Origin of the sequence: Pseudomonas sp. BMS12 (genome assembly GCF_001592875.1) — a bacterium.
In the GTDB taxonomy this organism is placed as follows: domain Bacteria; phylum Pseudomonadota; class Gammaproteobacteria; order Pseudomonadales; family Pseudomonadaceae; genus Aquipseudomonas.
In genome coordinates this window covers 38767-52105 of record NZ_LSOF01000019.1, presented here as the reverse complement: position 1 = coordinate 52105, position 13339 = coordinate 38767, and the positions used below count along the sequence as shown (strand labels likewise).

At 64.3% G+C, this 13339-nt stretch carries 11 protein-coding genes; 6 read left to right on the top strand and 5 right to left on the bottom strand.

Annotated elements, in window-relative coordinates:
* Nucleotides 1-20 precede the first annotated feature (20 nt).
* Nucleotides 21-566, bottom strand: a complete 546-nt coding sequence (orn, locus tag AYB31_RS18110; RefSeq protein WP_068830282.1) for an oligoribonuclease — start codon at nucleotides 564-566, stop codon at nucleotides 21-23.
* Nucleotides 567-604: 38 nt separating this feature from the next.
* The gene (locus tag AYB31_RS18105) at nucleotides 605-1375 is read right to left on the bottom strand and encodes a class I SAM-dependent methyltransferase (RefSeq protein WP_068830280.1); all 771 of its coding nucleotides are present in this window, start codon (nucleotides 1373-1375) and stop codon (nucleotides 605-607) included.
* Between the two features lie 85 nt (nucleotides 1376-1460).
* Between AYB31_RS18105 and rsgA the strand changes: the two genes are divergently transcribed.
* Nucleotides 1461-2492 carry a small ribosomal subunit biogenesis GTPase RsgA gene (rsgA, locus tag AYB31_RS18100; RefSeq protein WP_068830278.1) on the top strand — a complete coding sequence of 344 codons (1032 nt, stop codon included), beginning with the start codon at nucleotides 1461-1463 and terminating at the stop codon, nucleotides 2490-2492.
* Between the two features lie 35 nt (nucleotides 2493-2527).
* Here rsgA and motB read toward each other — a convergent pair whose 3' ends face one another.
* Nucleotides 2528-3550 (bottom strand): flagellar motor protein MotB, encoded by a 1023-nt coding sequence (gene motB, locus AYB31_RS18095; protein ID WP_068830276.1) that lies wholly within the window; start codon nucleotides 3548-3550, stop codon nucleotides 2528-2530.
* Nucleotides 3551-3563: 13 nt separating this feature from the next.
* Nucleotides 3564-4415, bottom strand: coding sequence for a flagellar motor stator protein MotA (gene motA, locus AYB31_RS18090; RefSeq protein WP_068830274.1), 852 nt, complete (start codon nucleotides 4413-4415; stop codon nucleotides 3564-3566).
* Between the two features lie 120 nt (nucleotides 4416-4535).
* Between motA and AYB31_RS18085 the strand changes: the two genes are divergently transcribed.
* From AYB31_RS18085 to AYB31_RS18065, 5 genes are all read left to right on the top strand, one after another.
* Nucleotides 4536-6059: an HDOD domain-containing protein gene (locus tag AYB31_RS18085; RefSeq protein ID WP_068830272.1), complete on the top strand. Its 1524-nt coding sequence runs from the start codon at nucleotides 4536-4538 to the stop codon at nucleotides 6057-6059.
* 81 nt (nucleotides 6060-6140) lie between these two features.
* Nucleotides 6141-6956 carry a rhodanese-like domain-containing protein gene (locus AYB31_RS18080; protein WP_068830270.1) on the top strand — a complete coding sequence of 272 codons (816 nt, stop codon included), beginning with the start codon at nucleotides 6141-6143 and terminating at the stop codon, nucleotides 6954-6956.
* A gap of 8 nt (nucleotides 6957-6964) precedes the next feature.
* Nucleotides 6965-7834: an archaetidylserine decarboxylase gene (gene asd, locus AYB31_RS18075; protein WP_162493014.1), complete on the top strand. Its 870-nt coding sequence runs from the start codon at nucleotides 6965-6967 to the stop codon at nucleotides 7832-7834.
* A 150-nt stretch (nucleotides 7835-7984) separates the two neighbouring features.
* Entirely contained in the window at nucleotides 7985-9799 is a 1815-nt protein-coding gene (locus AYB31_RS18070) for a molecular chaperone (RefSeq protein ID WP_068830266.1), read from the top strand.
* 66 nt (nucleotides 9800-9865) lie between these two features.
* The gene (locus tag AYB31_RS18065) at nucleotides 9866-11932 is read left to right on the top strand and encodes an EAL domain-containing response regulator (protein WP_068830264.1); all 2067 of its coding nucleotides are present in this window, start codon (nucleotides 9866-9868) and stop codon (nucleotides 11930-11932) included.
* A gap of 54 nt (nucleotides 11933-11986) precedes the next feature.
* On the opposite strand, the gene serB is transcribed toward AYB31_RS18065, so the two are convergent.
* Complete coding sequence (gene serB / locus AYB31_RS18060) at nucleotides 11987-13201, bottom strand: phosphoserine phosphatase SerB (protein WP_068830262.1); 1215 nt, start codon at nucleotides 13199-13201, stop codon at nucleotides 11987-11989.
* Nucleotides 13202-13339: the final 138 nt, after the last annotated feature.

Sequence of the window (13339 nt, the reverse complement as noted above, 5' to 3'; positions counted from 1 at the left end):
GCGGGCCATTTCGGCTCGGGTCAGACCTTGAGGAAGTGCTGACGATAGTGTTTGAGCTCGGCGATGGACTCGCGGATATCGTCCAGCGCCTGGTGGGTGCCCTGCTTCTGGAAGGAGTCCTTGACCTGCGGCGCCCACATGCCGGCCAGGATCTTCAAGGTCGACACGTCCAGATAGCGGTAGTGGAAGTAGGCTTCCAGCGCCGGCATGTACTTGTACAGGAAGCGCCGATCCTGCCCGATACTGTTGCCGCAGATCGGCGACTTGCCGATCGGCACCCACTGTTGGAGGAAGGCAATGGTCTGCGCCTCGGCCTCAGCGGTGTCGATCTTGCTTTCACGCACGCGCTGGGTCAGACCGCTTTCGCCATGGGTACGGGTATTCCACTCGTCCATGGCGGCCAGCGCGGCATCGCTATGGTGCACGGCAATCACCGGCCCTTCGGCCAGGATGTTCAGATCCGTGTCGGTGACAATGGTGGCGATCTCGATGATCACGTCCTGCTCCGGCTCCAGGCCGGTCATTTCCAGGTCGATCCAGATCAGGTTGCTGGGGTTCTGCGGCATGACGGTTGCTCCTTTGCGAATGCCCGCAGTTTAGCCGCTCACAGGCGCCACAGCAGCAGCCGCGAGCCGCGCCAGTCATTCAGCTCAATGACTTCCTGGGCCGCCACCCCTGGCACCTCGAAGCTGTTGCTGATCAGCAGGCTGCCGGGGCGCATCTCCCGCCGCACCTTGGCCCACAACTCGGCCATCGGCGCCGGCGACAGAAAGCAGTAAACCGCATCGTAGGCCGCCAGATCTTCCCGCCACAGACTGCGGTAGCGCACCTGGCAATTGCCATAAAGCAAGCAGCGCAGCCAGGCCAGGACAAACACCAGCGGCGCCGTTTCCACGCCAACCAGACGTGCCGCTGGGTAATCGCGCGCCAGCTGCACCAGCGTGCCGCCCAGGCCGCAGCCGAGGTCGACGAAAGTGAAGTTATTCGGCAATTGCGCCAGACGCCTGCTCAACTGCTGACGTGTACGCGCACCCGAGAGGTAAAGCGGCACCTGTTCGCGAAAGCTGTTCCAGTTGACCAGCAGCAGGACCAGAAACGCCGCCAGAAACCACCATGCCGGCCATTGCCGCGCCTGCACGGCCAGCAGCGCAGGCATGAACAGCAGATTGAGCAACAGCCACCAGCGCTTGAGCCCCAGCCACTGCCCCAGCGTCGCCGCGAGCACGCCCTGGGCCATGGCCGCCTGCCAGAGCGTCGGCCGCCAACTGCCGAGCCCGGCCAGCCCCCATAGCGCCAAGGCGATAGCCAGCACGGCCAGGATCTGGGCGAACAGGGCCAACAGGGCCGGGTAGCGGGTGCGCAGGAGTTCAAGCATGGCGCCTGTTTTACCAGCAGGTTGGCGCCAGGGCCAGACGGCGCCCGTGCTAAACTCGCCGCCGTTTTCTCCCTCCGGAAAGATCATGGCCAAACGCCAACTCACCCGCCGCCAGAACTGGCGCATCGACAAGGTTCAGGAAGAACGCGCCGCCCGCGCCGCCAAGCGCGAGTCGCGCATGCTCGAAGAACTGGAAGGCGGCGATCTCGGCCCGGAACAGACCGGCCTGGTGATCGCCCACTTCGGCGTCCAGGTCGAGGTCGAGGCACTGGAAGGCGAACCGGCCGGCCAGGTGCAACGCTGCCATCTGCGCGCCAACCTGCCGGCACTGGTCACCGGCGACCGCGTGGTGTGGCGCCCCGGCAATCAGGGCAACGGCGTGATCGTCGCGCAGCTGCCGCGAACCTCGGAACTGTGCCGCCCGGACATGCGCGGCCAGCTCAAACCGGTGGCCGGCAACGTCGACCTGATCGTCATCGTGTTCGCCCCGCTGCCGCACGCCCACGCCAACCTGATCGACCGCTACCTGATCGCCGCCGAGCACGCCGGCATCCAGCCGCAGTTGCTGCTGAACAAGGCCGACCTTGTCGACGAGGAAAACGCCGAGCACCTCAACGGCCTGCTCACCACCTACCGCCAGCTGGGTTACCCGCTGCTGGAAGTGTCCGCGCACCAGGGTGCCGGCATGGAGGAACTGAAGGCACGCCTGGACGGCCACGTCAGCGTGTTCGTCGGCCAGTCCGGGGTGGGCAAGTCCTCGCTGGTCAACAGCCTGCTACCAGGCGTGGATACCCGCGTCGGCCCGCTGTCGGAAGTCACCGGCAAGGGCACCCACACCACCACCACCGCACGGCTGTTCCACTTTCCCGGTGGCGGCGAACTGATCGACTCCCCTGGCATTCGCGAATTCGGCCTGGGTCATGTCAGTCGCGATGACGTCGAAGCCGGCTTCATCGAGTTCCGCGATCTGCTCGGCACCTGCCGCTTCCGCGACTGCAAGCATGACCGCGAGCCCGGCTGCGCCCTGCTCAAGGCTCTGGAAGACGGCCGCATCCAGCCACAGCGCATGGCCAGCTACCGACACATCCTGGCCAGCCTGCCGCAGGACGAGTACTGAAACGAAGAGGCCGCGATCATCGCGGCCTCTTGCATTCACTCCTGCGGTTCGTCGAACTGCAGCGCACCATCCTCGAAGATGTTCAGACGCTGACGCAGCTCGGGCGCCTGTACCGGCGCGCCAGGCGGGGCCGGCGGGATGGCCGATGCTTCGCTGGGTACCGCCGGCTCGGGCGCGGCGTCCTGTTCGCCCTCGATGGCACGCTGCGCCTTCTTGGTCAGGACGATGATGTCGATGCGCCGATTCACCGGATTGAAAGGGTCCTTGCGGTCAAACAGCGCGGAAGAGGCATAACCCACCACGCGCGCCACGTTGTCATCCGGATAGCCACCGGCGACCAGGGTGCGCCGCGCCGCATTGGCGCGATTGGCCGACAGCTCCCAGTTGCCGAACTCGCCGGTGCCGGCGAACGGCTTGGCATCGGTGTGGCCACTGACGCTGATCTTGTTCGGCACTTCCTTGATGGTTTCCGCGAGGATCAGCAGGATGTCCTCGAAATAGGGCTGCAACCGCGCGCTGCCAATATCGAACATGGGCCGATTCTCGGCATCCATGATCTGGATGCGCAGGCCGTCCTGAGTGATCTCGAAGAGGATCTGATCCTTGAACTTCTGCAGCTGCGGGTTCTCGTCGACCTTGGTCTGCAGCTCCTGCAGCAACAGCTCCAGACGCTCACGCTCGATCTGCTCGGCCAGGCTCTCGGCCTGATCCTTATTGACCGAGGCCTGCTGGTCGGACTCGGAGTCGACCGCGGAGTCGGCGGCATCCGGCGCATCCTTCAACTCGGGATTGAGAGTGCGGTCCGGTGCCGGCGTCGGCGTGCCGCCCAGGTCGATGACATAGGGGCTGGCACTCTCGGTAAAGCCGATGGGGTCCTGGAAGTAGCCGGAAATCGCCTTCTTCTGCTCCGGGGTAGCCGAAGACATCAGCCACATCACCAGGAAGAAGGCCATCATGGCCGTGGCGAAGTCGGCGAAGGCAATCTTCCAGGCGCCACCGTGATGGCCGCCGGCAACCTTCTTGACCCGCTTGACCAGTATCGGCTGATTGTTCTCCATGGCTCAGCCTTGGTCAGTTGCCACGCATGGCCTGCTCGAGCTCGCTGAAGCTCGGCCGGTGCGCAGGCAGCAGGACCTTGCGGCCGAATTCCACCGCCAGGGTTGGCGGCATGCCCGAAGCCGATGCGACCAGGGTGGCCTTGATCGCCTCGTACAGATTCAGCTCTTCCTTGGCATCGTGCTCCAGGGCACCGGCCAGCGGCGCGAAGAAACCGTAGGACGCGAGAATACCGAGGAAGGTACCCACCAGCGCAGTACCGACCTTCTCGCCAATCTGTGCGTTGTCGGCGGTGGCCAGAATCGACATGGTGATCACGATACCCAGTACCGCGGCGACAATACCCATGGCTGGCATGCCATCGGCCACCTTGGATACGGCGTGGGACGGGTGCTCCAGCTCTTCCTTCAGGCTGGCGATTTCCATGTCGAACAGATTTTCCAGCTCGTGCGGCGCCATGTTGCCGCTGGACATGATGCGCAGGTAATCGCAGATGAACTCGGTCATCCGCGTGTCCTTGAGAATGGCCGGGTACTTGCTGAAGATCGGACTGGCGTTGGGATCTTCAACATCCGCCTCGATGGCCATCATACCCTCGCGGCGACTCTTGTTAAGGATCTCGTAGAGCAGCTTCAGCACTTCCAGGTAGAAGGCATGAGTGAAGCGGCTGCTGAACATGGCCAGCGACTTCTTGAACACCGTCATGAAGGCGCTGGCCGGGTTGGCCTGAAGGAAGGCCCCCAGCGCCGCACCACCGATGATCATCACCTCGAAGGGGTGCACCAGCGCCATGAACTTGCCGCCGGAGAGAATAAATCCGCCGAAAACGCAGCCGAAAACAACCAGGATGCCGATGATCTTGACCATGAGGAGATTGCGCTTGAAGAGTCAGTCGGAAGGGTTATGCAAAACAACCCTTCTATTTATCGGAAGTATTGCGCCAGACTATAGGCAGTAAAGGCGAAAAGCCAGTTTGGCTCAACCTGCATGCCCACATCCCAAGCCTCTCCGCGCAATCTCGCCAGTTGGGTCAAACAGCTCGATGAAGTGCGCCTGCCCATCACTCGCGAGCACCATGAAGCGCTGCGCCGCACCCTGCTCGACGGACGCAAGTCGCTGCGCGATATCGCCGAGCGCATGCAGGCCAGCCCAGCCATTGTCCTGACCATGTTGCGTGAAGCCAACCGCAACTCGAGTAGCTTCGGTGAGCCGGCGGAAAGCCTGGAGATGGCCCTCAACCGCCTGGGCCTGAAGCGTGCGGAAACACTGCTCGAACAGATACCCGTACTGGATGAGGCGCAGATTCCCCTGGCACTGCGCCAACTACAATTGATCAGTCTGCATGCCTCGCAGCAGGCCAATGGACTATTCGCCGGACGTCTGGCCCGCCTGTGGCAGGAAATCCACTGGGGCAGCCTGCTGTTTCTGGCACCGCTGTGGCCACTGGTAGCCAGTCAGCCGCAGCTGTTCGAGGCCTGGGAGCGCCGCGTACTGGGTCAGGGCGAGCCCGCGCCGAAGGTCGAGCGCGAACTGCTTGGCGTGCCGCTGCTGGCACTGGCACTGGCGCTGGCTCGGCACTGGCGCCTGCCGGAGTGGATCATCCAGGGCTATCGCCTGCTGGTGGAGGACCGTCGTCTGCTGGTCAAGGCGCTGCACATCGCGCATGACAACGAACACCCACTGCACCAGCAGCAGATGCTCGACGCCGACCAGCCGCTGCGCCGCTGGCTGACCCTGCCGGGCAACAGCGTGCTGCTGGCCAATGGCCTGGCCCTGTCCAGTCACCACAACTGGAGCTGCCAGCACCACCTGCGCTGGCAGCGCCTGGCTGGCCTGTACCTGCAAACCGCCCTGCCCGACCTGCAGCAACTGGTGCACCAGCAGGCAGTACTGAGCGCCCGCCAGCACGCCGCACCCGATCTCTGGCATCCGGCCGAGGCCCTGCTCTGGCCCTGGGACAGCTGCCGCCTGCAGCGACTGCAGCCGCCCAGCTCACCACCACCCAGCGATGCGCTGAGCCAATGGAAACAGCACTGCGCCCGCCTGCTGACGCAACCCTCGCCCTTCGCCAACGTGTTACAGCTGACCGCCTGCGCCAGTCAGGCGCTGCAGAGCGGCGGTATGCAACGGGTCTTGATCCTGCTGGCCGACCGAAATCACAGCCGCCTGCTCGCCCAGCAAGCGGCCGGCCTGCCAGACGCCGCAGCGCAACTACGCCTGGATCCGGCACAGAGCCAGGTGCTGCGCCGTCTGCTGGCCGAGCCCGGACAGTTGCGCCTGAGCCCGGCCAACCTGGCACAGGTCTCTGCCCTGCTGCCTGGCACGCTCAAGGCCCTGTTCAATGGCGAGCATCTGCTGCTGCGTTCAATCGCCCACAATGGCCGGGTGGCCATGTTGCTGGTAGCCGATCAGGGCGGCGGCGAGCTTGGCGCGACTCAAGTGCAGGTATTCGGCAAGACCGTGCAGTGCATCGAAAGGGCCCTCGCCAGTTTCGCCCGGCGCGGCACCTGAGCCTGCCGTTACGTTTTGCGGCGGTTTGCAGCGCCGGCTTTCGCTACAATTCGCCCTTTCCCCTACACCTCGGAGCCTCTCATGTCTGCCTTCTCCGGCCTGCCCCTGGTGATCGAACCCGCCGACCTGGCCAGCCGCCTGCGGGCCCCCGAGCTGATCCTGGTCGATCTCAGTGGCGCCGCCCGCTATGCCGAGGGCCATATCCCCGGCGCACACTGGGTCGACAGCAAGCGCACCCAACTGGGCCAGCCGCCTGCCCCCGGCCTGTTGCCGGAAAAAGCGCAGCTGGAAAGTCTGTTCGGCGAACTTGGCCATCGCGCCGATGCGGTCTACGTGGTGTATGACGACGAAGGCGGCGGCTGGGCCGGACGCTTCATCTGGCTGCTCGACGTCATCGGCCACAAGCACTACCACTACCTCAACGGTGGCCTGCAAGCCTGGATGGGCGAAGGCCGCGAGCTGAGCCAGGCAACTCCGGAACCCGCCAGCGGCCTGGTCAGCCTGACCCTGCACGAGCAACCCACCGCCACTCGCGCCTACCTGCAGAGCCGCCTGGGCGCCGCCGACCTGGCCGTATGGGACGCCCGTGCGCCTGCCGAATTCAGCGGCGAGAAGATCCTGGCCGCACGCGGCGGCCACGTACCGGGAGCGGTCAACTTCGAGTGGACCGCCGGCATGGACCCGCAGCGCGGCCTGCGCATTCGCACCGACATTGCCGAAGTATTGGAAAGCCTCGGCATCACCAAGGACAAGGAAGTGATCACCCATTGCCAGACCCATCGCCGCTCCGGCTTCACCTACCTGGTGGCCAAGGCGCTGGGCTATCCACGGGTCAAGGCCTATGCCGGCTCCTGGTCCGAATGGGGCAACCTGCCCGACACTCCGATCGAACATTGAAGCAAGGAATACCGATGAAAGAGCGCCTGTTTATCCTCAGCCAATACCTGCTGCCGCACCACCTGCTGTCGCGCCTGATCGGCTGCGCCGCCGAGTGCCGCGCCGCCTGGTTCAAGGATCGCCTGATCGGTTGGTTCGCCAAGCAGTACCAGGTGAATATGAGTGAAGCCCAGGTCGAGGACCTGACTGCCTACGAACACTTCAACGCCTTCTTCACCCGCGCCCTGAAAGACGATGCGCGCCCGCTGGACGCAACGCCCGGCGCCATCCTCTGCCCCGCCGACGGCGCCGTCAGCCAACTCGGCCCGATCGAACAGGGCCGCTGCTTCCAGGCCAAGGGCCACAGCTTCAGCGTGGTCGAACTGCTGGGCGGCGACGCTGAGCGCGCCGCGCCCTTCATGGGCGGCGACTTCGCCACCGTGTACCTGTCGCCCAAGGACTACCATCGCGTGCACATGCCGCTGGGCGGCACGCTGAAGGAAATGGTCTACGTGCCGGGTCGGCTGTTCTCGGTCAACCAGACCACCGCCGAGAATGTCCCCGAGCTGTTCGCCCGCAATGAGCGCGTGGTCTGCCTGTTCGACACCGAACGCGGCCCGATGGCCGTGGTGCTGGTCGGTGCGATGATAGTCGCCAGCATCGAGACGGTCTGGGCCGGCCTGGTCACACCGCCCAAGCGCGAACTGAAAACCACCCGTTACGACGCGGCCGCCCGCGCCGCCATCGAGCTGGAAAAAGGTGGCGAACTGGGGCGCTTCAAGCTTGGCTCCACCGCCATCGTACTGTTCGGGCCGGAGCAGGTGAACTGGGCCGAAGGCCTGGCAGCTGGTAGCTCTGTGCGCATGGGTCAGGCCCTGGCGACGCCGCGCAACGCCTGAGTCTGACGGCGCGACGGGAACATCCGTCGCGCCACGCCTGTCGAAAGCCTTACCCAATCTCGCTGGGTTAGGGCCTGCCTATGCTGCTAGAGTTTCCCTAAAGCTCTTCACCAGAAAGGGCCGCCCACCCTCTTGGATATCGACTCCGGTATGGATAAGCAAAGCCCTCACCTGCTGCTGCGTGTCTCCACTCCCGACAGACAGGGCCTGTCCTTCTGCGATGCCACTCCGCGCGAGTTCAAGCGCTGGATCGCCGGACTCCCCAAGGCCAATATCGGCGAAACCGCCCGCCAGCTATATCAGAGTCTGGTCGAGCTGAACCAGCTGCTCACCCCCAGCGACAATCGCCTGCAACTGCTCGAACTGCTGCGTCCGGAAGTGCATTTCGTCTGCAGCCATCTGGAACGCCACTTCCTCAACCAGTCCATCGTCCTCGACGAACGCCCGCGCAAGGTCGCCAACCTTTGCCAGGCCCTGCAAAACCATCTGGCCATCGGCTACAAACTGATCGTCACCCAGGAACTGCCGCGTTTCAGCAAAGATCGCGCCCCCGTGCTGGCTATGGCCCTGCAGCGGGCCAGCCACAGCCTGTGTGGCCCATTGGTGCGCGCCAGCCAGCTGTACTGCCCGGTGCCCGAAGGCTTGTGGCTGGAGCTCCACCAGCTGCATCTCATGGCGCGCAAGCATGGCCTGCAGCAGCTACAGATCAGTGACGGGCTGGCGCGCAACGGCCGCAGCCTGAGCCTGGAGCAGGTGTATATCGGCGCCCTGCTGCTGGGCTGCGCACGCTGCAACCAGATGCGCCAGAGCGGTATCGCCCGCCTGGCCGAAGGCCTGGAAAGCTGGAGCAGCCTGGCCAGGCTACAACCCGCCGACGCACCGGGCAGCCTGTTTGCCATCGCCCCGCAGCTAGATGGCCCGCCGCGCTACAGATCACTGTTCGGGGAAGGCGAACTGCACAACATGCAGGGCCTCGATCCGACCCCACTGGTCGATGCCATCAAGGAATACCTCCTGCTGCCCCCCGACAGCCCGGAGGCCAAGCGCCTGCGCATCCCCGAAGGCATGCCGCTGGACCTGCTGCAGCATCTGAGCTCGGCCTGGGGCGACATCGCCGAACGCACCTTTCAGCGCAACCCGGGACGCGGCAGCCTGTTTCTTTGCATCGGCATGTCCGCCCTGCATTTCAACCTGGCCGGCAAACGCAGCTTCGCCGACGTACTCATGCGTCCGGAAGAAGACCGCAGCGCGCGCTTCAAGACTGTCAACACCAGTGCCACGGCAGGTCCGGATATCTGGGCCGGCGCTTTCGACGCCCAGCGTGAAAGTCATTGGGTACCGGGCATGCCGCTGGAAGAAATCCAGTACAAATCGAGCAAACCCGGCGAACAGGCGTGCGAAGAAGTTGCCGAAGGCTACCCCACCCATGAGCTGCCGATCGTCAATCACAGCCCTGGCGGTTACTGCCTGAGCTGGCCCAGGGAAGTACCGAGCCAGTTGCAGGCCGGTGAGCTGCTGGGCATACAGGACGCGCCTGGGCAGTCCTGGAGTGTGGCGGTGGTGCGCTGGATTCGCCAGGTGCGCGGCGGCGGCACGCAGATGGGCATCGAGCTGGTGGCCCCACACGCGCAACCCTGCGGCGTTCAGCTGGTGCGCAAGAGCGAGCAGAACAGCCACTTCCTGCGCGCCCTGCTGCTGCCGGAGATCCGCGTGATCTCACGAGCGGCCACGCTGATCACGCCGCGCCTGCCATTCCAGGAAAGCAACAAGGTGCTGATCAACCACAACGGCGAGGAAACCCGCGCCGTACTCAGCCGCAAGCAGACCAGCACCGGCAGCTTCAGCCAGTTCGAATATCGCCCGCTGAGCCAGCCACAGCAGCCCGACGGGACTTCCGTCACAGCCCCGAAAGAGCCTGGCAAGGGCGGGGATGAAGACTTTGACTCACTCTGGAAGTCGCTGTAGATTGCCGGAACAGACCATTTGTCGTCTTTTTTCGCCCGTTCTTCGGCGCATTCCAAGCAAATCCCCATGGCCATCGAAAAAAAAACCATACGGCTGCTGATTCTTGAAGACTCGCAGAACGAGGCCGAGCGTCTGGTCAGCCTGTTCCGCAATGCCGGCCGCGCGACGCGCGTGCATCGCATCACCTCCAGCGACAATCTCGCCGACGCCCTGCAGCAAAGCTGGGATCTGCTGATCAGCGCGCCGAGCAGCGAGCACCTCGAGCCCAGCGAAGCGATCAGCGCCATCCGCCGCCAGGCCAAGGACATTCCGGTCATCCAGCTGGTGGATGGCAACGATTCCGACTTCATCACCGAAGCCCTGATGCTCGGCGCCCAGGATGCCCTGCCCCAGGGCGAGGACGAGCGCCTGATCCTGGTCGCCAACCGCGAGCTGGCGAACCTCGAGCAACGCCGCGCACGCCGTGCCGCCGAAGTCGCCCTGCGCGAAGCGGAGAAGCGCTGCCAGCTGCTGTTGGACAGTTCGGTGGACGCCATCACCTACGTCCACGACGGCATGCATATCTATGCCAACCGTGCCTACCTCAAGCTGTTCGATTACGAGGATGCCGAGGAGCTGGAAGGCATGCCGATGATCGACCTGATCGCCTCGGCAGATCAGGGCCGCTTCAAGGACTTCCTGAAAAACTACGCCAGCGAGGACGGCAACGCCGAGCTGAGCTGCGGCGGTGTCAAGCCAAACGGCCAGCAATTCCAGGCACGCATGGGCTTCTCGCCGGCCACCTATGACGGCGAACCCTGCATCCAGGTGGTCATCCGCGCCGAAAACGACAATGCCGAGCTGGAAGAAAAGCTACGCGAAATCAGCAGCCAGGACCTGGTCACCGGCCTGTTCAACCGTTCGCACTTCCTCGAACTGATGGATGGTGCGGCGCAACGTGCGGTCAGCGACGGCCAGGTCGCCAGCCTGGCCTACATCCGCATCGACCGTTTCAGCGACGCCGTTGGCGAAGTTGGCGTGGCCGGTATCGATATCCTGCTGACCGACCTGGCCAATATCCTGCGCAGTCATTTTGGCAGCGGGGTGCAACTGGCCCGTTTCAGCGACGATGTGTTCACCGCCCTGATCAGTGGCTCAGCGCCACAACAGTGCCAGGAGCAACTGGCCAGCCTGCTGAAGAAAATCGAAGGCCACCTCTTCGACGTCAGCGGCCGCACGGTACAGACCACCCTGTCGATTGGTGTCGCCGGCCTCAGCGAGCAGACCAGCAAGCCGCAGGAAGTGATCGAGCGCGCCCACCGCTGCGCCGATGAAATCGACAGCAACGCCATCAAGATCTACAACCCGGCCGACGAACTGGCCGCCGCCGCCAGCCGCGGCAGCCTGGTGGCCATGGTGCAACAGGCCCTGGAAAACAACAGTTTCCGCCTGCTGTTCCAGCCCATCATCAGCCTGCGCGGCGACAGCGACGAGCACTATGAGGTGCTGTTGCGCCTGCTCAGCCCGCAAGGCGATGAAGTGCCGCCAACCGACTTCCTCGCCGCGGCGCGCGATGCCGGCCTGGCCGAGAAGATCGACCGCTGGGTGATCCTCAACTCGATCAAGCTGCTCGCCGAGCACCGCAGCAAGGGCCACAGCACTCGCCTGTTCGTGCACCTGTCGAGCAGCAGCGTGCAAGATCAGACCCTGCTGCCCTGGCTCAGCGTCGCCCTCAAGGCCGCCCGCCTGCCTTCGGACGCCCTGGTATTCCAGCTCAGCGAGCAGGATGCCGTGGCCTACCTCAAGCAGGCCAAGGCCCTTACCCAAGGGCTGGCCGAGCTGCATTGCAAGGTAGGACTGGGCCAGTTCGGCTGCGCCCTCAACCCCTTCAACACGCTCAAGCACCTGAATATCGATTTCGTGAAGGTCGACGGATCCTTCTCTCAGGACCTCAGCAGCGCGGAGAATCAGGAGGCCCTGAAAACCCTGCTGGCCAGCCTGCATGCCCAGGCCAAGCTGACCATAGTGCCCTACGTCGAGAGCGCCAGCGTGCTGGCCACCCTCTGGCAGGCCGGGGTCAACTACATTCAGGGCCATTATCTGCAGGGCCCGAGCCAGTCGATGGACTACGACTTCTCAGCTGGCGACGAATAAGCACCGCGTAAAAGAAAAGCCCCGCAGATGCGGGGCTTTTTCTGTCCTGGCCGACTACTCCAGGCCGTCGCGATCGCGGAAGCCCAGCAGATAGAGGATGCCGTCCAGGCCCAGGGTGGAAATCGCCTGCTTGGCCGACTGCTTGACCAGCGGCTTGGCACGGAAGGCCACACCCAAACCGGCCAGGCCGAGCATCGGCAGATCGTTGGCGCCATCGCCCACGGCGATGGTCTGCTCCAGGCGCAGGCCCTCCTTCTCCGCCAGCTCGCGTAACAGATCGGCCTTGCGCTGGGCATCGACGATGGGTTCCACCGCAACACCAGTGACCTTGCCATCGACTATCTGCAGCTCGTTGGCGAACACATAGTCGATGCCCAGCTTGGCTTGCAGCTGCTTGGCGAAATAGGTGAAGCCGCCGGAGAGGATGGCGGTCTTGTAGCCCAGGCGTTTGAGTTCGGCGAACAACACTTCGGCGCCTTCGGTCAGGCGCAGCGAGGCGCCGATCTCTTCCAGCACGTCCTCGGACAAGCCCTGCAGCAGCGCCAGACGCTCCTTGAAGCTGGCGGCAAAATCCAGCTCGCCGCGCATGGCCCGCTCGGTGATTTCCGAAACCTGCTCGCCAACCCCGGCGGCCTTGGCCAGCTCGTCGATGACTTCGGCCTCGATCAGCGTCGAATCCATGTCGAACACCGCCAGGCGGCGATTACGACGGAACACCGAGTCGCGCTGGAAGGCGATGTCGACGTTGAGTTCCTGGGCCACGCTGAGGAATTCGGCACGCAGGGCGGCGGCATCGGCCGGCTCGCCGCGCACGGAGAACTCGATGCAGCCCTTGCCCTGATCCGCCGGCATATCCAGGGCCATGCGCCCGGAGAGGCGATCGATATGATCGATATTGAGACCGTACTTGGCGGTGATGGCGCTGACCCGCTGCAGCTGCTCGGCCGTCACCTTGCGCGTCAGCAGGGTGACGATATAGCGCGGCTTGCCCTGGCCGCCGACCCACTGCTGGTAGTCCGCCTCGGACACGGGCGTGAAACGCACTTGCTGGTCAAGTTTGTAGGCGGTGAACAGCACGTCCTTGAGTACCGAGGAGGCCTGCTCGGTGCCGGGGATCTCCACCAGGATGCCGAACGACAGGGTGTCGTGAATCACCGCCTGGCCGATGTCGAGGATATTCACCCCGCCCTGGGCGAGGACACCGGTGATGGCCGCAGTCAGGCCCGGACGATCTTCCCCGGTGATATTGATCAGGACGATTTCGCGCAAAACCTTGACTCCCACGGCAGGCAGGTCGGGCGGAGCCAGGGCCCGCCATGAAAAGGTGCACATTCTAACCAGTTTCGACCGGCCGAGGGCACGGGCGGCGCTTTGCCGGCCCCTGGGCGCTGGGTATACTGCGCGGCA

Excerpts from the sequence above, each read along its gene's own strand:
- AYB31_RS18070 (WP_068830266.1), top strand. The coding sequence starts at position 7,985 with ATGGATAAGCAAAGCCCTCACCTGCTGCTGCGTGTCTCCACTCCCGAC.
- rsgA (WP_068830278.1), top strand. The coding sequence starts at position 1,461 with ATGGCCAAACGCCAACTCACCCGCCGCCAGAACTGGCGCATCGACAAG.
- orn (WP_068830282.1), bottom strand. The coding sequence starts at position 566 with ATGCCGCAGAACCCCAGCAACCTGATCTGGATCGACCTGGAAATGACC.
- AYB31_RS18065 (WP_068830264.1), top strand. The coding sequence starts at position 9,866 with ATGGCCATCGAAAAAAAAACCATACGGCTGCTGATTCTTGAAGACTCG.
- AYB31_RS18105 (WP_068830280.1), bottom strand. The coding sequence starts at position 1,375 with ATGCTTGAACTCCTGCGCACCCGCTACCCGGCCCTGTTGGCCCTGTTC.
- AYB31_RS18080 (WP_068830270.1), top strand. The coding sequence starts at position 6,141 with ATGTCTGCCTTCTCCGGCCTGCCCCTGGTGATCGAACCCGCCGACCTG.
- motB (WP_068830276.1), bottom strand. The coding sequence starts at position 3,550 with ATGGAGAACAATCAGCCGATACTGGTCAAGCGGGTCAAGAAGGTTGCC.
- motA (WP_068830274.1), bottom strand. The coding sequence starts at position 4,415 with ATGGTCAAGATCATCGGCATCCTGGTTGTTTTCGGCTGCGTTTTCGGC.
- AYB31_RS18085 (WP_068830272.1), top strand. The coding sequence starts at position 4,536 with ATGCCCACATCCCAAGCCTCTCCGCGCAATCTCGCCAGTTGGGTCAAA.